This is a genomic window from Priestia sp. JNUCC 25 (genome assembly GCF_053667915.1).
The window spans coordinates 1,693,878-1,713,847 of record NZ_CM132211.1 but is presented as its reverse complement, the minus strand read 5'-3'; the positions used below and the strand labels follow the sequence as shown (position 1 = coordinate 1,713,847).

Annotated in this window: 21 protein-coding genes; 11 read left to right on the top strand and 10 right to left on the bottom strand. The window is 34.4% G+C overall.

Going from position 1 to position 19,970, the window contains the following annotated elements:
* Nucleotides 1–101: 101 nt before the first annotated feature.
* A complete protein-coding gene (locus JNUCC25_RS08690; protein ID WP_029324401.1) occupies nucleotides 102–797 on the bottom strand; it encodes a Na-translocating system protein MpsC family protein in 696 nt (231 codons plus the stop codon).
* 437 nt (nucleotides 798–1,234) lie between these two features.
* Nucleotides 1,235–1,609, bottom strand: a complete 375-nt coding sequence (locus tag JNUCC25_RS08685; protein WP_029324398.1) for a cupredoxin domain-containing protein — start codon at nucleotides 1,607–1,609, stop codon at nucleotides 1,235–1,237.
* Nucleotides 1,610–1,926: 317 nt separating this feature from the next.
* On the opposite strand from JNUCC25_RS08685, the gene JNUCC25_RS08680 reads away from it, so the two are divergent.
* A complete protein-coding gene (locus JNUCC25_RS08680; protein WP_454223110.1) occupies nucleotides 1,927–3,357 on the top strand; it encodes a PQQ-dependent sugar dehydrogenase in 1,431 nt (476 codons plus the stop codon).
* A gap of 366 nt (nucleotides 3,358–3,723) precedes the next feature.
* A complete protein-coding gene (locus tag JNUCC25_RS08675) occupies nucleotides 3,724–4,284 on the top strand; it encodes a hypothetical protein (RefSeq protein ID WP_064471535.1) in 561 nt (186 codons plus the stop codon).
* Between the two features lie 60 nt (nucleotides 4,285–4,344).
* On the opposite strand, the gene JNUCC25_RS08670 is transcribed toward JNUCC25_RS08675, so the two are convergent.
* Together JNUCC25_RS08670 and JNUCC25_RS08665 are read right to left on the bottom strand one after the other, a co-directional pair.
* Nucleotides 4,345–5,940 (bottom strand): acetolactate synthase large subunit, encoded by a 1,596-nt coding sequence (locus JNUCC25_RS08670; protein WP_064471534.1) that lies wholly within the window; start codon nucleotides 5,938–5,940, stop codon nucleotides 4,345–4,347.
* A gap of 352 nt (nucleotides 5,941–6,292) precedes the next feature.
* Nucleotides 6,293–7,087 carry a DUF2935 domain-containing protein gene (locus tag JNUCC25_RS08665; protein ID WP_013056411.1) on the bottom strand — a complete coding sequence of 265 codons (795 nt, stop codon included), beginning with the start codon at nucleotides 7,085–7,087 and terminating at the stop codon, nucleotides 6,293–6,295.
* 531 nt (nucleotides 7,088–7,618) lie between these two features.
* On the opposite strand from JNUCC25_RS08665, the gene JNUCC25_RS08660 reads away from it, so the two are divergent.
* Together JNUCC25_RS08660 and JNUCC25_RS08655 are read left to right on the top strand one after the other, a co-directional pair.
* Nucleotides 7,619–8,263 carry a glycosyl transferase gene (locus JNUCC25_RS08660; protein WP_029324389.1) on the top strand — a complete coding sequence of 215 codons (645 nt, stop codon included), beginning with the start codon at nucleotides 7,619–7,621 and terminating at the stop codon, nucleotides 8,261–8,263.
* 735 nt (nucleotides 8,264–8,998) lie between these two features.
* Entirely contained in the window at nucleotides 8,999–9,199 is a 201-nt protein-coding gene (locus JNUCC25_RS08655) for a cold-shock protein (RefSeq protein ID WP_013056409.1), read from the top strand.
* 295 nt (nucleotides 9,200–9,494) lie between these two features.
* Here the strand turns inward: JNUCC25_RS08655 and JNUCC25_RS08650 are convergent, their stop codons facing one another.
* Nucleotides 9,495–10,895, bottom strand: coding sequence for a DEAD/DEAH box helicase (locus JNUCC25_RS08650; protein WP_029324387.1), 1,401 nt, complete (start codon nucleotides 10,893–10,895; stop codon nucleotides 9,495–9,497).
* Between the two features lie 284 nt (nucleotides 10,896–11,179).
* On the opposite strand from JNUCC25_RS08650, the gene JNUCC25_RS08645 reads away from it, so the two are divergent.
* Nucleotides 11,180–11,383 (top strand): cold-shock protein, encoded by a 204-nt coding sequence (locus JNUCC25_RS08645; RefSeq protein ID WP_013056406.1) that lies wholly within the window; start codon nucleotides 11,180–11,182, stop codon nucleotides 11,381–11,383.
* Between the two features lie 282 nt (nucleotides 11,384–11,665).
* Here the strand turns inward: JNUCC25_RS08645 and JNUCC25_RS08640 are convergent, their stop codons facing one another.
* A complete protein-coding gene (locus JNUCC25_RS08640) occupies nucleotides 11,666–11,869 on the bottom strand; it encodes a cold-shock protein (RefSeq protein ID WP_013056405.1) in 204 nt (67 codons plus the stop codon).
* Between the two features lie 948 nt (nucleotides 11,870–12,817).
* On the opposite strand from JNUCC25_RS08640, the gene JNUCC25_RS08635 reads away from it, so the two are divergent.
* The gene (locus JNUCC25_RS08635) at nucleotides 12,818–12,964 is read left to right on the top strand and encodes a BH0509 family protein (RefSeq protein WP_013056404.1); all 147 of its coding nucleotides are present in this window, start codon (nucleotides 12,818–12,820) and stop codon (nucleotides 12,962–12,964) included.
* A gap of 298 nt (nucleotides 12,965–13,262) precedes the next feature.
* Here JNUCC25_RS08635 and JNUCC25_RS08630 read toward each other — a convergent pair whose 3' ends face one another.
* Complete coding sequence (locus JNUCC25_RS08630) at nucleotides 13,263–14,156, bottom strand: LysR family transcriptional regulator (RefSeq protein WP_029324383.1); 894 nt, start codon at nucleotides 14,154–14,156, stop codon at nucleotides 13,263–13,265.
* 184 nt (nucleotides 14,157–14,340) lie between these two features.
* Between JNUCC25_RS08630 and JNUCC25_RS08625 the strand changes: the two genes are divergently transcribed.
* Nucleotides 14,341–14,679 (top strand): DMT family transporter, encoded by a 339-nt coding sequence (locus tag JNUCC25_RS08625; RefSeq protein ID WP_013056402.1) that lies wholly within the window; start codon nucleotides 14,341–14,343, stop codon nucleotides 14,677–14,679.
* Nucleotides 14,679–14,990, top strand: coding sequence for a DMT family transporter (locus JNUCC25_RS08620; protein ID WP_013056401.1), 312 nt, complete (start codon nucleotides 14,679–14,681; stop codon nucleotides 14,988–14,990). The genes JNUCC25_RS08625 and JNUCC25_RS08620 overlap by 1 nt, the downstream gene beginning before the upstream one ends.
* 185 nt (nucleotides 14,991–15,175) lie before the next feature.
* On the opposite strand, the gene JNUCC25_RS08615 is transcribed toward JNUCC25_RS08620, so the two are convergent.
* Complete coding sequence (locus JNUCC25_RS08615; RefSeq protein ID WP_140456729.1) at nucleotides 15,176–15,970, bottom strand: hypothetical protein; 795 nt, start codon at nucleotides 15,968–15,970, stop codon at nucleotides 15,176–15,178.
* Nucleotides 15,971–16,184: 214 nt separating this feature from the next.
* On the opposite strand from JNUCC25_RS08615, the gene JNUCC25_RS08610 reads away from it, so the two are divergent.
* Nucleotides 16,185–16,682: a DinB family protein gene (locus tag JNUCC25_RS08610; RefSeq protein ID WP_029324379.1), complete on the top strand. Its 498-nt coding sequence runs from the start codon at nucleotides 16,185–16,187 to the stop codon at nucleotides 16,680–16,682.
* Between the two features lie 388 nt (nucleotides 16,683–17,070).
* Here the strand turns inward: JNUCC25_RS08610 and JNUCC25_RS08605 are convergent, their stop codons facing one another.
* Nucleotides 17,071–17,277 carry a DUF1272 domain-containing protein gene (locus tag JNUCC25_RS08605; RefSeq protein WP_081085204.1) on the bottom strand — a complete coding sequence of 69 codons (207 nt, stop codon included), beginning with the start codon at nucleotides 17,275–17,277 and terminating at the stop codon, nucleotides 17,071–17,073.
* Nucleotides 17,278–17,421: 144 nt separating this feature from the next.
* Between JNUCC25_RS08605 and JNUCC25_RS08600 the strand changes: the two genes are divergently transcribed.
* Both JNUCC25_RS08600 and JNUCC25_RS08595 read left to right on the top strand, forming a co-directional pair.
* The gene (locus JNUCC25_RS08600; protein WP_029324378.1) at nucleotides 17,422–17,844 is read left to right on the top strand and encodes an Lrp/AsnC family transcriptional regulator; all 423 of its coding nucleotides are present in this window, start codon (nucleotides 17,422–17,424) and stop codon (nucleotides 17,842–17,844) included.
* 265 nt (nucleotides 17,845–18,109) lie between these two features.
* Nucleotides 18,110–18,322, top strand: a complete 213-nt coding sequence (locus tag JNUCC25_RS08595) for a hypothetical protein (protein ID WP_029324376.1) — start codon at nucleotides 18,110–18,112, stop codon at nucleotides 18,320–18,322.
* Between the two features lie 307 nt (nucleotides 18,323–18,629).
* Here JNUCC25_RS08595 and JNUCC25_RS08590 read toward each other — a convergent pair whose 3' ends face one another.
* Nucleotides 18,630–19,391 (bottom strand): PAS domain S-box protein, encoded by a 762-nt coding sequence (locus JNUCC25_RS08590; protein WP_013056396.1) that lies wholly within the window; start codon nucleotides 19,389–19,391, stop codon nucleotides 18,630–18,632.
* Nucleotides 19,392–19,970: the final 579 nt, after the last annotated feature.

The window sequence follows — 19,970 nt, the reverse complement described above, 5'->3', positions numbered from 1 at the left end:
TACTCTTTTTAGACAACAAAAATAAGCCGAAAAAGAAAAGGTATGTCCTTTGCTTCCTCGGCTTATGTTTGGCACAGTGTGTCCAATTCATTACTGCCTCATTAATTTTTTGGTTTTAGGATAAGCGTAATAATACTATTATCCTTTTCAAAATCCCAATCTACAAAAATATCAAGAATGTCTGCATTTAATATCTCATCATAGTCATCGTTTTGTCGTAAGATTCCTTTTTCCAAAGGACGCTTAGAAATGCGCAGGGTGTCATCAAAACCTAACGAAATTAGCTGCTTTTCAATAGCTACCAGTATTCCTTCTCGTACGACGACCAATGTGCGATCACTTAGTTTATATGAAGAGATTTTTTCAGGTCCTTTTTGTGCAATCTCACTCATCTTTGTAATTCGATCATGAATTTCTTGTTTTCCTGGGTAAGGGTCGCCCTCAGTCAAATCAGCTTTCAAATCGTCTAGACAAACTCCCACAAAAATTCCAGAGTGATGATCTAAGTTCCAATCATAATATAAGTGCTGTATGTCAAGGTCTGTAATCCCTTTAATTTGCCCAGTAATTTGAGGTTCAAGAGTCTTTACTAAAAGCTCTCTTGTAGTCATCACCTGAAGTTCTTCATTCTGGTCTAACAGTACTTGTTCCATCGGCGATACAAACCCGCTGACATAAATAACAACATAAGGTTCATAAATTGTAACATGAACAGCTTCGGGGCCTTTTCCAAAGTTATCTCGTAACAATTTGCCCAAATTATTCGCCAATTTTGTTTGCTGAGCCTTAATATCCATATTTCTTCATCCTTTATTAAGAAAGAAGCATCATATCCTCTTTCCATCATTTTATTGTACCATTACCAATGAATAATTTAAATATGCAGAATAAATAAAAAATAATCTTTACAATATGTTTAACCTAATTATAAACGTTCAAAACCTCTTCCTTGTGAAAAAGGCACTCACGTATTTGGCTGCCTTTTTCATTTGTCATAGTACTACCTAGTGAGTCCATTACAAACGCTCCAATAATAAAAGCTAGGAGAACAAAGGCAATGTTTATGCTAATAAAAATAAAGAATTTTAACTCCAATATAAAATGAATGAATTAGTTTTTTCAATTAAATCAGCGAAACATAAAAAGGACTTTAAATTTAAAGCCCTTTTTTTATTTCTATGGAAAAATAATGCTATATTCACTTCGAAAAGCAGAGATCGATTGGCCCTGCTTGTTATTTGACTATCACTTTCCCCACCATTCCACTATTAAAATGATACCTACATATCAGTTCATATGTACCGGGGTTTTGTGGTTTCACGGTAATGGTTTTTTCTTTTCCAGGCTGGACTTCAGCGTCAATTCCGAGTTTTTCTACTGTGAAGGTATGCTCTTTCTGACCTTCATTTTTCAATATCAATGTTGTCGTTTTTCCACTCGGGATAGTGATGGTTTCTGGATTAAAGTAATCATCGTTCAACTGAACCTCTATGGCTTTCTGTCTTACCACGTCGGATTCGGCCAAAACGCCGAGTGATCCTGAAGTCATCACACCGATAACCATCGCAAACAAAGCGACTAATCCCATTAACCACTTTTTCATAGACATTTGCATTCACTCCTTTCATAAGCCATATTCTTTTCCAATTCATAAAATAATATCACTATTTTTTTGTGAATGAAGTATTATTTTTCCTTAATTTCAATTTCTGGAAAGCACAAATAGTTATGAACGTTGAGAGAAGCGTGAGTGCTAAGAGAAGAAAATAGCAGGCGTAATCAGGAATGGATAATTTTTATAAAAAGAGCCTCTCAATTAGGTCTCTTAGTTAAATTACCTAACTTTATAAAATAGTATTGATACTAATAGAACAGTTACAATCATATTCTTATAAAAGAAAACAATAAAAAGGAGTGTCAAGTTAGTTGATAAAAGCTAAGGTTAGTTTACGGCCTATTGTTAGTAAGATAAATTTACCTACCGTGTTGAAAACAGCTATACTTCCTGGTGACTCATTTGAAAGCTTATTTATTGCAACCCAAGTAGGAGAGATCTTTTACATAAGAGACGAAGCTATACAGACTTTTTTAGATATTCGCTCACGAATCATAAAATTAGGTACGTCTGAACCAGGTGTTTCTCGCGGAGGATATGATGAACGAGGATTGCTAGGGCTAGCGTTTCATCCAGAATTTTATTATAACGGTCTGTTTTATCTTTATTACTCAGTAGCTGGAACACAAGGCCCAGGTGCACTTTCCGAACATTATAGTCCTAACCCGTGTGATCCTAAAACTTCAAACTTAAGGTGGATAAATAGAGAAACTCAATATGATCATATTGATACAGTGGAAGAATGGGTTTTCCAACCAAATGCTCAGCCTCAAAAAAGACGGACGATACTTAACTTAAGAAGACCATTTTTTAATCATAATGGTGTCAACAGCTTAAACTTTTCACCTGAAACTGGAAAACTTATCTTAACAATCGGAGATGGCGGATCAGGCTATGCCCCCTTTAACTTAAGTCAGGATGATATGGAAATTTACGGTAAAATAATTGAAATTGATGTAGGTAAGAATACATTTATCCATAATCCACCCGCAGTCACACGTTTTAGTGAACTCCCCTCACCTATTCAGGAAACTCTTACGCTCATTGCTAAGGGTGTTCGCAATATAACGGGCATTTCATTTCAAAAATTTTATAATCAGTACATCAAATATGTGGGAAATGTTGGACAAGACGTGGTAGAGTCGATTTTTTCATTTGTTCAGTATAAGCCAATACCTGTTCCTCAACTTGTTCAAGCTTCTTTAATGAGAGCTAAACCCAGCCAAGAAGGATTTATTAACCTTGGGTGGCGGGGATGGGAAGGAGATTTTCCAACTTCGTTTATAAAAAGATGTTCTGAAAATCCGGCCTTGGATGAGAAAATAATTGCTTATTACAATGAAGCGGTAAAAACTTCAGTGAGACGTCTTCAGCCTTTAACTAGTTATTTTCATAAAGATCCCCGCCCCAATAAATTTTTGGGGACCTCCCTTACAGGAGTTCAGCCATATATGGGGAATAAAATCCCTTACTTAACAGGAAGCGTTATGTTTACGGATATTGCACAGGTTAAAGAATCTCAATCCCCAGTTAGAGGAGTTTTGGCTTGTACCAGGGCAGGTACAGATTGTAAGCTAAATGATTTTAGTGTTGTGGAAATTGATTATAATTTTGGTTCTCAATCAGCTTACTACGTTAGTTTGGGAACGAACCTGGATCAAACCAGGCTTTATTTAGGAGTTTATGACTCTATGAAAGTGTCTGACTTTAATCAAGGTACTGTTTTTGAAATTGTTCCATGATTTATATTTATAAAATTCGACTGGGCATTGATTTTCTTCCAAAAATTACAGCTTAATTTTTTCACCAGTTATTTTATAGGAATGAACAAATGAACTTTCTAGAAAATAAGAAAGCCTTTAATCAATAAAGCCCATAAAAGATTCATTTTATGGGCTACAGTACATACCTTTAGAAAGATAAAGAAATTTATCTTAATGGATGCGACCTATTCCTGTAAAAATAAATGCGACTTATTAGTCCTCCCTCTTAATTTCTTCGCATATTACATGTAAGAGTTGATATATCGGACAATGATCTAAATCTCTCTTTAACCCCTTATTCTTTAACCCCTTATAATGTAAAAACAGTTAACCGAGGTGAAATTCATGTACTTTTTAAAGTCTCTTTCAAATGAAGTAAAATCTGCGCAGCTTTTTTTTAATAGACTATCTAAAACTAAGCAGCTTGTATCAGGCGCTCTTTTCGCCAGCTTAGCAGCCTTTTTTCAATCAGCAGGAGGTTTCTTACCAGGAATAGGATTTTTTATTAGTCCGTTGTCTACTGCACCCATTCTTTTTTGTTTTATACTTTCGCTCCCTCTAGGATTTATTACTTATACGCTAACAAATCTGCTTCTTCTGATTATCCAGCCAAGTGAACTTATTATTTTTCCTTTTACAACAGGAATATTGGGAATGGGCATAGGAGCATCTTTTTACTTTTTTAAAAAGAGATTGTACATTATTATAAGTGGTGCCACCCTATTAACTGTTGGGATTATTACCTTATTGTGCGTTTTCAAATTCCCAGTACTAGGTCCCGTGATTTCCAAGAATTTTTCTCTTTCTACTGCTGGCTTTATTTTTTTATTTGATTTCCTCTATAGTTGGATTTGGGTTGAACTCAGCTTAGCTTATTTTAAAAAATCAAAAACATTTATTTCCTAGTGAATCTACAAATTAATCCCGTAACAGAGATAACTCGTTAAAATAATGGAGAAATCGCAATCAGCTTTTTAGAAAAACATCAATTAGGACAATCTTATCTGAATTTTTTAAGGCTCTTTTCATTATATTTTCAAATTCAACTAAACTATTTGCCCGTTCTCCTTTAATTCCAAAGCTGGTTGCCAGTTGAACAAAATCCGGGTTTGTAAAAGTTACTCCATAGCTCTTACCAAACTTTTTGTTCATCATTTCCTGTTCTATTTTTAATGTAGAGTCGTTTAAAACAATAATGATGAATGAAAGCCCTAAGCGCTTTGCCGTCTCTATTTCAGCAAAATTCATTAAAGCTCCTCCATCTCCAGTAATACAAATAACTGGATCATTAGGGCAGGCTAGTTTAGCTCCAATTGAGCCTGGTAAAGCAATACCCATGGAAGCTAGACCATTTGATATAATAAACTTGTTAGGGTTTTTGGGTTGGTAAGTTCGGGCTATAGATACTTTATGAGCTCCTACATCTGAAATCACAATTGTTTTCTCTGAAGAGAGCTTGTCGATAATATGCAAGATATTCTCGATTGTCAAAGGCAGCAAATTGCTGTCTATCTTTTTCTCTTCAATGTGATAGGATTGCTTAATATGTTTCTGGAGATTGCCAGAGGGAATCCATGGTTTAGAAGGAATATCCAGCTGATTGAATACTCGTAAAGTCTGCTTTATATCTCCAACCAATTCCACTTCTATAGGATAATATTCATCTATTTCTGCGGGTAAAGTATCTATATGTAAAATTGGTGTTTTTTCCGTGTTCCATTCTTTGGGTAACCTTTCGACAAAATCAAACCCAATTACAATAAGTAGATCAGCTTCCTTTAAGCCTGCGAGCACTTCATCTTTTTCATTAAATCCAAACGTAAAGAAATTTTGTGGATGATCTTTAGACAATACACCTTTAGCCATATAACTATGGGTAACCGGTGATTGAAGGCGTTCAATAAATGGTTGAAGCTCATCCACGGCTCCCTGTCTAACAGCGCCGTTACCGATAATAACAAAAGGTTTCTTATACTGCTTAATAAGAGTATTGGCAGCCTGAATGGACTCCAATATAGGTATGCTTACGGGTATAGATGTAGGTAAAATAGGTTTAATGGGAACGATTTGAGTTGCTAAGTCTTCTGGCAATTCTACTACTACGGGTCCTGGCTTTTCCATTTGTGCAATTTTAAATGCTTTTCGAATAATCTCAGGAAGCGTTTGTGCATCTTTTATCTGAACACCCCACTTCGTTGCCGGTTCCACCATTTTGATAATGTCCATATACTGATGCGAATCTTTATGCTGCCTTCCCAAAGCAGCCTGTCCTGTTAAAGCAACAACAGGGGAATGGTCTAGCTTTGCGCTAGATATACCTGTCAATAAATTAGTAGCTCCAGGGCCTAATGTTGATAAGCATACCCCTACTTTGTTTGTTAACCTTCCGTATACATCTGCCATAAAAGCAGCTCCTTGCTCATGCCTCACATTCACGAATTGAATCTGTTTAGAGCTTGATAAAGAATCAATAAAATCCAAGGTCTCTTTACCGGGTATTCCGAAAATATATTCAACTCCCTCATTTTCTAAACATTGAACAAGTGTGTCGGTCACTTTCATATTGTTCGACCTCTCTTTAGATAGTATTGTGACAAGCTTATGTGAAAGGAATAGCTCATTAATCTTTATCTCATTTTTTTAGTTTTAACTCGCAAAAATCCCAAATATATGCAAGGAAATCCTATTCACTAACTATCCTATTCACTAACTATTGTTTATAGTGTTGCCATTAGGTTCTTATGTTAAATACATTTTTTAGAGAATGTATAAATAATTGGATGAGTCAAAAAAATTGGAATGAAATTAAACCTCAATGACTGTTTCTTTGTTAGTGAACAAAAAAAGGCTCCCTCAAAAGCTGAAGCCTTTTAAATTAAGTCATTAAGATTTGTAAAGAGGAAACATCAATGTATTATTTTTGTGTTTGAAGATTCTTTTCAAACATATCGATAATATGAAGGAACCTTTCAGCCTCTCGAAAAACATGATCAGCTAAAAGAGGATGAATAATACTTTTAATTCTACATTCCTCAATTAAATCTCTTGCTGTTTTTTTAAAGTCTCTAAGGGAAGCCACGGAAACACGATTCTGATCAAGAAATTGATCCAAAAGAGGTACCGTTTGAGATTGAGGCTTCATAGACTCTAAATCTCTTGCTTGAAAAACTAATTGATCAAAATCGTGACTGAAGTTTCTCGCCATATCTACAAGTTTTCTTTCTGATGGATCAAGAAGATGGCCTATAAATTGGGCATGATCAGCCATAATTCTTAAAAAGAAGACATTTTCCTTTATAATGGCATCAGCTAGCGGCTTCAATTTCCCTTCGTTTAATTCAATTAATCGTTTTCTAAAATAGTTGGCTTCTCTACTAGTATGATCAACCAAAAGAGGAAAGTTATTTGAGCCCGGTAGTTGACAGGTTAAGATTAAACCTAAAATTTTTCTCTTAAATGCAAATATACCTGTGGCTGCTTGTTGGACTTCCGAATTAAATCTTCTCATTTGCTCCGGATCTGTTTGATTAGTAAATGAATGAGAGCGTTGTTCAATATCTTCAAACAAACGATAAAATTGATTCGCTTCCTGTATTAATTGTGTATCCTCACATCTAAAACCTAATCGAAGAAACAATGAGTGTTCCTTCATAATCCTTGACCAAAAACGAATTTCATCTAAGGATTGTGCAACAAATGCATTAGTCATTATTAATCCTCCTATATATAATTGTAAATTAGTTTCATTCTAAGTTATTCTGTTTTATGTCTGGACATGCTTAAGCTCACATAAAAATTGGTTTTACTATATTTTTGAGGAATGGAATAAAAGATTTTGATTTTAGCCCTTCTCTCACAAAAAGAACAGGTACATGTAGAGTAGTGAATCTTCTTTACATGGGGGGTTTTAAGACCAATAAGTCCCTCCTTCACATGCTGATTACATACCATTAGCATATGCTTCACATTTTTCACCTCTTTTTCTTCTAGAGTTTTATATAAACATATGAGACAAGCAATAATATTTATGAATGTATAAATACAAGAGCCTAAAATTTCGAATTCTCTACTATCACCTTATAGAAAGGTATCCTCTGTAACCCTTCATCCGTGTGAGCTGATTGGGAGTGTGGTAGTACTCTATAAAGAATTATTATTAGAAAATAACATTTTGAGGAATGTGAAAAATGCCATATACAAATAATAAGACGGATTATTTAGATTGGAAGGAGCAGCTTTTATGAAAAAATTGTTATGGATGGGATTTATTTTGTTATTTTCGCTAAACATGCTGGTTGACCCAAGTAGTACTCGTGCTCAAACACAAGAACATCGTGTTAGTCAATCTCAGGTAAAGTTTGAAAATGAATTCAGAAGTCTTTGGATGGATCATGTATTGTGGACAAGCAATTATATTACAAGTGCAACAACAGCAGGGTCAGAAGACCAAAAACAGGTGTTGGCAAGGTTATTAAAAAATCAAGAAGATATCGGGAATGCTGTAAAGCCGATATACGGAGAGAAAGCTGGGAATAAACTTACGGATTTGCTCAAGGAACATATTGTGATTGCTGGCAAGATTGTAGATGCGGCTAAAACGGGAAAGAAAGCCTTGGTGAACCAATTAAACAAAGAATGGTATAGAAATGCTGATGATATAGCAGCGTTCCTTAGCCAGGCCAACCCTTATTTAAAAAATGAAGATTTGAAAAAATTACTGTATATGCATCTAAAATTAGTGACAAATGATTTATCTGCAAGCTTAGAAAAAGATTGGGAGGCAAGAATCGTTGCAATTGATGAAGGAGTCTCACATATTATCTTAATGGCAGATACTATATCTGCGGGAGTTGTGAAGCAGTTTCCAAAGAAATTTAATAAATAATTTTAATAATATCCAGTATTATTTGAAATTTCTTCATAAAACACTGCACCTGTAAGGGCTCTTTTACTTGATGACTCTAAGAAACCTTATGTTTACTAAAAAGGTAAACGTAGATATTCTGCATAAAGCGTCATAACCAAAGGTTTATTAAATTTAAACACTGGGTATTATCAAATCAAGACGATGTGTTAAGAGTACCGCCCGTGCTTAGGGTGTGTCCTTCTCTATTCTATAAAAAATGGCGCCTAAAACGGCGTCATTTTTTATTTGGAAACAAGTTTACGGATTTTAGTGCGAAGGTTGTATTTATATGAAAAAGGTATATAGATTCCTATCTAATAGAATGTATTTTTACGCCACTATTCAAAATTTTTTTGAGTGAACTTCCTTTTCTTTAGGAAAGACCGGTTCCATTGTGCTCTCTCATCTAATTTAGGTTCATATTTATGAATACAATGCCCTTAATAATTGTGTGAACAGTGGCTAATACTCGACTTCTATCATTTCCATGTTTAGAAGATCACTTATAAATATTTTGAAGGTTTTGCACCAGAACCTCATTATGATGTATATAGTCATACCCTTATTACATTTTAATGGAATGAGTGATGATAAAGAAAGTTAAAAAGATCAAATTAATTTAAGTTTAAGATGTCTCTATTGGGATAATATAATAAATAAGCTAGATTTAATGATAATCTGGTTTATTTTCTATATTTTAGGAGGCAATAAAAAATGGAACACGGTAAAGTGAAATGGTTTAATGCTGACAAAGGTTTTGGATTTATTGAGCGCGAAGGTGGAGAAGATGTATTTGTTCACTTCTCAGCTATTCAAGGTGAAGGTTTTAAATCCTTGGATGAAGGTCAAGAAGTGACTTTTGATATCGAACAGGGACAACGTGGACCACAAGCGACAAACGTAAATAAAGCATAAGAAACCATACTAAAAAACAGACTCTATTTTCAGAGTCTGTTTTTACTTAAAAAGATTTTTATATCAACACTTATTCATCAATAATTATAGTTCACGTTTTTTTAACTCTTCTTCAAAGAAAAAGGTACTTGGGTATTTGTCGACTGTATAAGAGTATCTTTTCATGTTTTTTACATAATGACTTTTTAAGATTGTCACTAATTCATTTGATACTCTTATATTTACTATTTCTCCATTACTAAATATTTTCTCACTCATAGCCATTATCCTTTCTCGCATCAAAAATAATCAGGTATTATTTTCTATATGTTTTTTTACGGCCTACTGTTTCTTTTCTCCCTCTATTTCTCTTACGCTCTGTTTTTGCCTTTTTATTACGAAGTGGTGCCACTTCAGTCAATTGGACAGAGGTCATATTTGATTCTTTTGTTAAGAGCTTTAAAGTGGCTGACAGTAAAGAAACAGAATCCACTTCTTCTAATAGCTTTTCCGCCATTGGCTTATATTCCACAAACTCCCCTTTGTCGATAGCGGTCAAAACCTGGTGAATGATTGCTTCCTGATGCCCTGCCATTACCTCACTAGAAGTAGGAGGTGATTGTCTAGACATTTTGGTTTTCGTGACATCTTCAATCACTTTTAAATGATTACGTTCTCTTGGAGTTATAAAGGTAACTGCCAATCCCTTAGTACCTGCCCGTCCTGTTCGGCCAATACGATGAACATAGCTTTCAGGGTCCTGAGGAATATCAAAATTATAGACATGGCTAACACCTGTAATATCAAGTCCTCTTGCTGCAACGTCGGTTGCAACCATAATCTCAATCGTATGATTCTTGAATTGACGAATTACATCGGCACGTTTGGATTGTGTAAGATCTCCATGAATGCCTTCTGCTGCATACCCACGCTTTTTTAGTCCTTCAGCAAGTTCATCCACACGTTTTTTTGTGCGTCCAAACACAATAGCAAGGTCTGGTGATTGAAGGTCTACAAGATTACAAAGAACATCAAATTTTCGATTCTCTGGAATTTCCATATATTGCTGCTCAATGTTCTTTACCGTTAACTCCTTCGCTTTTACTTTTACCAGTTCAGGATCGTTCATAAATTTCTGGGCTAGACTTTGTACTTGCTTCGACATAGTTGCTGAAAATAGTAAAGTTTGATGGGGAGAAGAGATGCCACCAAGAATCGTTTGGATATCTTCAATAAAGCCCATATTTAACATCTCATCTGCTTCATCCAGAACAGCTGTACGAATATGATTTAAACGAATGGTTCTTCGCTTCATATGGTCCTTAAGGCGTCCTGGGGTTGCCGAGATAATATACGGTCTGTTTTTAAGGGCTTTAATCTGACGATTAATATCCTGGCCTCCATAAATGGGTAGCGTTTTAACTCCTTTTACCTGTCCAATTCGATTTAACTCCTCTGCTACTTGAATAGCCAGTTCACGTGTCGGTGCTAAGACTATTCCCTGAATCCCTTCTTCACCAAGCTCAACCCGCTCTATAAGGGGAATACCAAAAGCTGTTGTCTTTCCAGTACCGGTTTGAGCTTGTCCAATTAGATCTTTACCCGTCATAGCTATCGGAATAGCTTCAGCCTGAATCGGCGTAGCCTCTTCAAAACCCAAGTTATGAACTGCCTTTTCAATGTCCTTGCTTAAATTAAAATCAGAAAATTTTTTCATTTTTTCGTGCTCCTTCTCTTACTTAAATTCAGAAATGAGAAAAGTACTCTTTAACGAGAGATATTATTTATTCATTTCTGCGTATTGGAAATCAGTGTTATTATTCACGAACATCTTATTTTAGCGTATCTATACAAGGCGAATTCATGCCTTATTTTATCCGCGCTTCCGTGTATTTATAAATTTTTATAGGATCTATAAAGTGTGGTTTAATTTAGAAAGATATGGTTCTCACTATTTCTTTTTTAAAAGGTATACTATTTAGGAGGAGGGATGATGTAGTTATGTATTATAACCATAGGAAAAAAAATCAAGAGCCCTTACCTAAAGAACAAATAGAGATTTGGGAATGTGAATCAGAAGAATGTAATGGTTGGATGAGAAAAAATTTCTCTTATCAAAAACAGCAAAAGTGTCCTTTATGTGGCCATAAAATGAGAACAGGAGAACGGCTTTTAGATGCGTCTCCTAATCCCCATCAAAAATAATTCATGTCCATCTGTTGTATAAATCTATAAAAAAATTACGGCACTTCTTTAACTGAAAGTAAACTTCTTACCAAACAAACATGCCATATTTGCTTTGTATTTCTAGTGTATGGTTAACTAGTTCATACCTTGTACCCTACGTATGACCCAGAAACCAGACTTAAAACGCTGGTTTTTCTATTATAACGAGATTTTAAAATGAGATATAATATGTCTTTTGCTAGCTAGTGAAATCAAAAGTAAAAAAAGACTCCTAGGTGGAGTCTTTTTTACTCATTTTAATTATGCTACTTTATGAACGTTAGCAGCTTGTGCTCCACGTTGGCCTTGTTCGATGTCAAACGTTACTTTTTGACCTTCTTCTAATGATTTAAAGCCTTCACCTTGAATAGAGCTGAAATGTACGAATACATCGTCTCCGCCTTCAATTTCGATAAAACCGAAGCCTTTGTCTGCATTAAACCATTTTACTGTACCTTGTTCCATAATAGTGCCTCCTGGTGTGGAATAGTCCACACTTGTATTACTACCCTTGTCCAACCATACTATCTTAAGATGAAAATTTCTATGGAAGAGATTTCTCTTCTCTCAATCCTACACCGAACAAAAATAATTAACCTAAGCGTAACACACAGAACCGAAGATAGCAAATACAGAAAAATAGATAAAATTTTAAAATGGAAATATATGTATATCATTAAGAACTAATTTAAGGTTTACTAGCAGTACATAAATTCAATGGACTTTCACCATTTTTGCACCTCTGTAGATTACTTACAAAATAATAAGCGCATTAAGAAACCTGCTGTTTTTGTGTATATGAAATTTTTCATAAAATTGATATCTTGGGCATAATACAGGATAGACACTTGGTAGAGGGGGGATTGTGTGAGACTTAAGGATGGAAACTTTTATACAGATAGTAGAACCAATAAGGTATATAGATTAAATGAAGATAACAAAGGAAGTTGGTACCTGAGTACTCATGATGATGAAGATAATAATCAAATGTCAAGAACTTCAGGGCGTAACATGATGAAAATGTTAAAGAGTTTTTATAACAAAGTGAACGACAGTTGAAAATTTACAGCTCTGGAAAACAGCATAAAAAATATAAAGCTAGCTTAACACAGCTAGCTTTATTTCTAATTTATAGAGCTAGTTATCATAATGTTTTTTGGGGATTAAGCAACAATACTAACAAAAAATTTTTAGCCTTGCCATTGGGAATCACCTATTATTTAATTTTGATTGCAGAAGCCTTGTTGTCCCAATCGGATGCCATAATACCATTTCTATATTGTTTTTTGAAAAATCATCTATAATTGATATTGTTTTAATCTCATATTGAGATATATAATAAAAACAAGAAAAAGAAAACGCTTTCTATATTTAAATACATTGTTACTTCTCAAACTATAAGGAGGATTTAAAATGAGCCAAGTGGAAAGAAATTCTAAAGTGCAGAAATTAGTTGAGTATCAAAAATTCAATGAAGAAGAAGTTTCGAAGATGACAGATCCGCAGGTTGAATATTATCACTGGCTCTATTTTGATGATTCCGCTTATGATTATATGTAACTCAATTATAAAATAAGAAAAAAGCACAAAAACGTTTGGTTCCAACGGGTTTGTGCTTTTTTCGTTTCTTTAATTATGCGATTACTCGTTTTTAACACCATTTCCTGTGTCAACAAAGTGAGGGCTGCCTTCCTTCCGGTTGAAAAGTCTCCAGAACTCACTATATTCATCGTCTTCTGACGTATTCGGAAACACCTCTAATAAATAACCTTGAGATAAAAAGATCTTTAGCCCTCCTACTTCGTCCGAGTCAACTCTTTCTACAATCGTGTGTTCGTTTATATCTTCTATAATCGATTCAATTCGTTCGCTGATTTTCCCCTTCTCTTACTTCGCTGATTGTCTTTATAAATTCACGCTCAGTTACTCCTAGATAGGAGTCGGAGCGACGAACATACACAATCCTGAGGTTTCTGTAAGGTTCAGGTATTGGAAAGAGTTGTACTAACCCTTCCCTCTCATATCTCTCCGCTAATGACCGGGCTATAAGTGTCACACCCAGACCAGAAACTACTGTCCCCATAATCGTTTCAAGTGTAGCAAATTCCATAATTTTTGGTGATATTATTTGTTCGTCTTTTAACCATTGCTGTAGTCTTTCTCTATATTGGCAGCCTTCATTAAATAAAATGAATGGTAAGTGTAGTAACTCTTTGGCAGACTGAATCTGCTTCTTCCCTTTTTCATTTGCACTGCATACAAGTACAATTTCTTCATCAAAAGCCGGAATTTGATCAAGCGTTGACACATTTACTGGTTCTGCTACAAATGCCCCGTCTAACTGAAACTTAAGAACTTTCTCTATTAATTGTGTACTTACTCCTGATACTAAAGAAATATCCACATTTTTGTGCTTATTATGATAGGAAGAAATGATTTCAGGAAACCCTACTACCGTTTCAACTAACCCAATACATAATGATCCAACAAGGTTACGCTCATCTTGAAATGCTTTCTGTATTTCATCCATCAGCCGCATCATTTGTTCTCCATATGTTAAAAGTTTTCGACCTTCTACATTTAATGTCATTCCTCGTCTGTGACGATGAAACAATGGGTGTCCAATTTTTCGTTCAAGAGACCGAATACGTGCTGTTACATTTGGTTGGACATAGCCTAGCTTATCAGCGGCAAGGCTTACACTGCCGTATTCTGCTACAGCCATAAATATGCGTATATCTTCTACTTCCATAAACATCCTCCTTTCCACTTACATTCATTTAGGTATTAATAATAGTGATATCTACAATCATTTATCATTATTTTACAAGATATCAAGCTCTAGATAAAATAATGACATCTGATTGCTACTGCAATTATTTAGTAGCAATTACGTAAAGTTCTTAAAATGAGGTGACTGAAAGGAGGAAATCTGATTGTTTTATTTACTATTGTTTCTTGCCATCATCTTGGAGGTAATCGCAGTATTTTTTCTTAATCTTACAAATGGATTCACAAACTTTGTTCCTACTGTTTTCGCCATACTATTTTATTGTTCTTCAATTGCTGCTTATATGCTACTTAACGCCAAAGGTGAAGTAGGAGTAGCAAGTGCTTTGTATGCAGGAGGAGCAACCGTACTTGTTGTTGTCACAGGTATCATCTTTTTTGATGAAACTATTTCCTTATCTAAAATTTTAGGTGTTTCTCTTATTATAATCGGTGCAGTTTCTCTTAACATTAAAGGGAGCTCTAAAGAAAGAAGGACAGCGTAATGGGATACGTATTTTTAACGATTGGCTTAGTTTTAGGCATTGCAGGGCAAATGTGTGTAAAACTATCTAAAGGCTTTAGACAAACTGTTCCCACGATAGGCGCATTTCTACTCTTCATTGCTTGTATTTATTTTATTTCTCTAACGACACACTATTTTGAAATGGGAATCGTTTTTGCTATATGGGCAGGGCTGACGATTGTTAGTACAACGCTGTTAGGTATTTATATATTTAAGGAATCAAAAAACAAAAGAAAGATTATCTCGGTTACTCTTATTATTACAGGTGTTATTATACTGAAAGCTTTCTAATAAAAATAAGATAAATAAGGCCCTTACTTAACTTATAAGTAAGGGCACCAATGCAACACGGTCCATCTCTTCTTCTAATTCATGTATTCGTTTTGGTAATACACTTTTCAATTTCACAGCCTCTGCTAGAGAAATTTTAGACATAGATCAAAGCTCCTTTATTCATAAACTTAATTTTTACTATTTTATTGTTGTAATACCTTCTCATAATAAGGAGGTGTTGTGCCACTTCCGCCATACCCTGAGACACTGCTGCGATCTACTTTATAAGACATTACATAGTGTCCTTTTCGTTTCCCTTTGGTCCAGTTTTCTTCAAAGGTCACAAGGTATAACTCTTTATTTATTTTTTTAGCACGAGTGCTTCTTTGAACGTGATATCCCTCAAACGTTCCTTTCCATGTTCCAACTGTATCAGGAAATAAATCAATATCTGTTCCTTCACCAGTTGTCACAAACTCTATGGCATCTTCTTTGGTAAATGGCGGAAGACTAGGTGATATCGCTTCCAATATACTCCAACTGAGAAGTAAAAGAATAAGAGGTATAATTAGCAATACTTTTGTACTTTTTTCCCTGTCAATTCTTCTTTCTACCCACCAATCTATACATGCATATAACATAGCAGCTGCCATCCCGTAATAAGCCAAATATGTATCTTGAAAAAACAAACCGTTAATTAAGCCTAATATGCCGTGGAAGAAGACAAATAGCCACCTCATGTTGGGAAGCCATTTCTTTCGAATAGCGTCCAGTATAACTGAGACAAAATTTCCGTATACAGCAATAACTGCACCTACATAAAAAAGATATACAAGGAACCACCCTGCCATGTCATTTCCAGTATGATACAATAGTTCTTCTCCATCAGTTAGCTGTTGAACCAGACCTGTTATTGCCAAAAGGTAAGCTAAAATAAAGCTTGTAGAAAGAGTTGTTATCGTCTTTCTCAAAATCACATAATCTTTTTCACTTTCCATAAAGGGTACCTTTTTCTATTTATTTCTATATATTTTATATTAAATCATATTTCGTCATTTAAAGGCGACTTACAAACAAAAAATTGTGATTGATACTATTTATTTTAGTGGCTTTGTTATAGTAAAACGTTAATCACAGAAGTACATATATTAAACTGATTTGTGTTAAACTGTTACAAGCTTAATACTTTGAAAAAGAAAGGCCGGAAAAAACATGACACAAACGAATACAGCATTTCGTGATGCGCTTATCAAATCACTGCGAGGTGAAAGAGGTCATCTTCCGACGATTAACGCAATAACTGATATTAATATGAAGCTTGCTTCACATAAACAAGAGGAATTACCTTATTCTATTTATCAATTAGTGAAGCATATGAGCTATTGGCAAGACTTTTTACTTGCCCTTGCTAAAGGAGAAAACCCCGAAAAACCGAAAAGTGTGAGTGAAAGCTGGCCCGAACATCCAGCTCCGTCTGATGAGGAAGAATGGAAAAAGACGATCCAGCATTTTTGTGATGGAATTGACGAAGCTTGTCACTTAGCTGATACATTAGCAATCGAAGAACCTCTGGATGCTTGGCCAAGTGAGACCCCAGGGGGATTACTGCGTAATATTGCTTCTCACAACAGCTATCATCTAGGTGAAATTGTCATTATGAGAAGATTAAACGGAGCATGGCCACCGCCAACAGGAGGCTTTCCTGCTTAATAAAAACCGATTGAGACACAATGATTGGCAGAAATAAAGCCCTAAGAAGCGTCGATTAGACACTTTTAGGGCTTTATTTTAGTTATGTGCTATTACCTTTTGTTTTATCTATAAATCAATCGATTACTGAATTCGATTTTCAGCACTCTAAAAATCTTTGTCTTCGTGCAATTAGTTACCTATAAGAATAATGTGTCTGACGAAACAAGTCTTCTTCTGCATTTCTGACAATTGAAAAGTGTACAACATTGTAATGAACATGTAAACTTTCACTATGATGCTTTATAATTTGTTCCGTACTTAAACCTGTTACGGCTCGCTGCTGAATGCCCACCCCATTGATCGTAGCTGTTTTGACTGCACTATCTATACAGTGTTGTCTCTAAATTTATGACAAGCTCAGTGAGCAACTTAACGAATGTTCTTTACCCCTTGGTCTTTTAACTAGTTCCCCTCCACAGTTAGGACAAATATACATCGCGTTTTCACTACATTTATCACAAAATGTACATTCATGTGTACAGATATAAGCAACAGAGCTATTATGGAGTTTCTTATTGCACTTTTCGCATGTATTTCTCATTTCTAAAGCCATTAAATCCCTCCTTTTGATATAATTAAATTGTATTCTATAAATTTCTATTTTTACATATGTTTCTCATTGTATTACTAAGTAATAACTTTAATATTGACGGAAAACCTACTATTTTAATTTATAATTTAAAGCGGGGTATGTTTTATGGATGAAATTGATAAAAATATATTACTACATCTACAAGAGAATGCTCGTTTGTCCGTTCCACAGTTGGGAAAGCTGGTTGGTTTATCTACCCCTGCTGTTAATGAAAGGGTAAAAAAACTTGAAGAAAAAAATATAATAGATGGATATAGAGCAATAATTAATCCTGAAAATTTTAATAAACCTGTAACTGCTTTTATTTTATACAGCAATACAAAATGCAAGCAATTCGTAGAATATTGCAAAGAACACCCTGAAGTTATCGAATGTCATCGTTTGGCAGGTCAATACAACTACTTAGTAAAAGTTTTAACTAATTCCGTTCAATCTCTTGAAACATTCATTGATGAATCTATGGCTTTTGGGCAGCCATCTACATTGATTAAACTTTCCTCACCAGTTGTTTATAAAGCAATAAAGTAGATTATAATCTACTCTTTTTTTATTATTAAATCTATTTAAGGTAATTCTATTATAAGAAGAACATGTTCTGTTGATAGCCGCCTTTTTAACTGATCAGCTAGCAGGATTAGAAGTGCATAGAATTTACAATTGCAGTTATCATACTGTCTGTTCTCGGCAGGTATTTTTCTATACGTTCATATGTTACAATAGAGAAAGAACATAAATTAAAATTATATGGTCTCTTTGTACCCTGAGTTTCCTTATAATGGAAAGAGGTACTTTTATGAATATACTTGAAATAAAAAAAACGCTTTATACTCTTGTTCAATACGAGGATAGTGCTATTACTCATACCATTCCTCAAGTACTGGAACTGTCGTATTGTAAAACATCTAAGATTTTTCAAATCACTACACTTACGGATCAAAAAACCTTAAATTATAACGATTATGATATAGATAACGCTTCTGAAGCTTTATACAAGATCTTAAACTGAAGAAAGCGATTCAATGATTCTTCTATCTTTTATTTAACAAACGTGCGATTGCACAATATGTTATTTTAAACCAAAGAAACTCCTGGTATATGTTCAGGAGTTTCTTTGGTTTTTCTAATGTATACAAAATACAAATCTAATTTAAAAAACCATCTAAAAATATTTAAAACAGCACGAAACCGGAAAGACGATGCCACTATTTCTTTAATTAGAAACTTCCTCTGAAAGGGTTAGCACCATCTAAAGATTCATATCATATGTATCTTTAAAAACGTAAAAGTGGCTTTAGTTATTTTCATTTTACAGATTATTTACTAGAAGTAATTCCTAAAAAATGAAGTGCATTTTTTACAGTAGCCATTGTCCGGGTAGAATCTAAATTAATACCTAGCTGTACAGCAGAGCGAGATAATTCTGGCCTTAATCCTGTTAAAATACATTGCACTCCAAGTAGTGACATAACGCTATTAATTTTAAAAAGATGCTCCGTTACAATTGAATTCAATGTATAAATACCGGAAAAATCTATAATTAAACAATTTACATTTTGCGTCTGCACTTTTACTGGAACGGCCATTAAAAGTTGGTTTGCTCTTTCCTCATCTATGGATCCTACTAAGGGAAGTACAGCGATTCCCTCTAAAAGAGGAACAAGGGTTGTAGACAGTTCATTTATTTGCTTTATTATTTCTTTTTGTCTTGTTTCACTCTCTTTTTTTACCGTAATATCTCTCACATAGGTTTGGATTACTTTTTTATCCCCCAGCAGCAAGGGATGACAATATAATTCAACATTAACAGTTGTCCCGTCCAATCTAAATATGGTTTCCTCAATGAGCTCTGCTGGGCGTTCATAAGCAGATTGGATTCTTTTCCTTATTGCTGCTTTAGATGTTTCTTGAAATATATCTAAGGGACTTGCACCTATAATATCTTCCCTTTTTCCTCTAAAAAAATGTTCAGCTGCGTGGTTAACATATATAATCTTATGATTTGAATGAATAATGAGTGGATCTAACGCATATTCAATGACTTCCTGATAATCAATACCCGAAATGTTTTCATTCATAATTTTCACTCCTTAATATGAAGGTTAGACTACTATTTCAAATTTATCAAGGGTTCAATTGCTTGTTTAAGATCTTAAAAAACGATAATAAAGTTTCTTTTGAAGTTATAAATAAGAAATAGTAAGAAAATAGAAGATTAAAAGGTCGTCTGTCCTTTACAGAACAAAAATAAAAACAGCCCTTAGAAATTCAAGGGCCCTCTCTGCATTTATTTAAATCATACTTTCTCACGAGTTAAATCATGGTGTAAGGCTGTATCAGGAACTGTAGGATTAGGATAATTTATTTTCACTTCAAACGGGAATTCTTTTTGATGACGAAATATATTAATTCTTCTTTTAGATCATTTACAGAGTTTTATCTTTTCCCCTTTACCCTATTCTCATTTGAATGAATCGTTTGATCTCTATTTCTTTTTCTTCTACTAAGAAAATAGATAATAAAACCTACTAAAACTAATAAAGTAATTAGAAGGATACTTGTAGGAAAGTATAACGTCCCTATGTGGATACCAAAAAATTGAATCATTATCCTTTCACCTCCATATGAGATTAGTAAACGACTCTAGTAATATACTT

Excerpts from the sequence above, each read along its gene's own strand:
- JNUCC25_RS08690 (WP_029324401.1), bottom strand. The coding sequence starts at position 797 with ATGGATATTAAGGCTCAGCAAACAAAATTGGCGAATAATTTGGGCAAA.
- JNUCC25_RS08685 (WP_029324398.1), bottom strand. The coding sequence starts at position 1,609 with ATGTCTATGAAAAAGTGGTTAATGGGATTAGTCGCTTTGTTTGCGATG.
- JNUCC25_RS08675 (WP_064471535.1), top strand. The coding sequence starts at position 3,724 with ATGTACTTTTTAAAGTCTCTTTCAAATGAAGTAAAATCTGCGCAGCTT.
- JNUCC25_RS08670 (WP_064471534.1), bottom strand. The coding sequence starts at position 5,940 with ATGAAAGTGACCGACACACTTGTTCAATGTTTAGAAAATGAGGGAGTT.
- JNUCC25_RS08665 (WP_013056411.1), bottom strand. The coding sequence starts at position 7,087 with ATGACTAATGCATTTGTTGCACAATCCTTAGATGAAATTCGTTTTTGG.
- JNUCC25_RS08660 (WP_029324389.1), top strand. The coding sequence starts at position 7,619 with ATGAAAAAATTGTTATGGATGGGATTTATTTTGTTATTTTCGCTAAAC.
- JNUCC25_RS08655 (WP_013056409.1), top strand. The coding sequence starts at position 8,999 with ATGGAACACGGTAAAGTGAAATGGTTTAATGCTGACAAAGGTTTTGGA.
- JNUCC25_RS08650 (WP_029324387.1), bottom strand. The coding sequence starts at position 10,895 with ATGAAAAAATTTTCTGATTTTAATTTAAGCAAGGACATTGAAAAGGCA.
- JNUCC25_RS08645 (WP_013056406.1), top strand. The coding sequence starts at position 11,180 with ATGTATTATAACCATAGGAAAAAAAATCAAGAGCCCTTACCTAAAGAA.
- JNUCC25_RS08640 (WP_013056405.1), bottom strand. The coding sequence starts at position 11,869 with ATGGAACAAGGTACAGTAAAATGGTTTAATGCAGACAAAGGCTTCGGT.
- JNUCC25_RS08635 (WP_013056404.1), top strand. The coding sequence starts at position 12,818 with ATGAGCCAAGTGGAAAGAAATTCTAAAGTGCAGAAATTAGTTGAGTAT.
- JNUCC25_RS08630 (WP_029324383.1), bottom strand. The coding sequence starts at position 14,156 with ATGGAAGTAGAAGATATACGCATATTTATGGCTGTAGCAGAATACGGC.
- JNUCC25_RS08620 (WP_013056401.1), top strand. The coding sequence starts at position 14,679 with ATGGGATACGTATTTTTAACGATTGGCTTAGTTTTAGGCATTGCAGGG.
- JNUCC25_RS08615 (WP_140456729.1), bottom strand. The coding sequence starts at position 15,970 with ATGGAAAGTGAAAAAGATTATGTGATTTTGAGAAAGACGATAACAACT.
- JNUCC25_RS08610 (WP_029324379.1), top strand. The coding sequence starts at position 16,185 with ATGACACAAACGAATACAGCATTTCGTGATGCGCTTATCAAATCACTG.
- JNUCC25_RS08605 (WP_081085204.1), bottom strand. The coding sequence starts at position 17,277 with ATGGCTTTAGAAATGAGAAATACATGCGAAAAGTGCAATAAGAAACTC.
- JNUCC25_RS08600 (WP_029324378.1), top strand. The coding sequence starts at position 17,422 with ATGGATGAAATTGATAAAAATATATTACTACATCTACAAGAGAATGCT.
- JNUCC25_RS08595 (WP_029324376.1), top strand. The coding sequence starts at position 18,110 with ATGAATATACTTGAAATAAAAAAAACGCTTTATACTCTTGTTCAATAC.
- JNUCC25_RS08590 (WP_013056396.1), bottom strand. The coding sequence starts at position 19,391 with ATGAATGAAAACATTTCGGGTATTGATTATCAGGAAGTCATTGAATAT.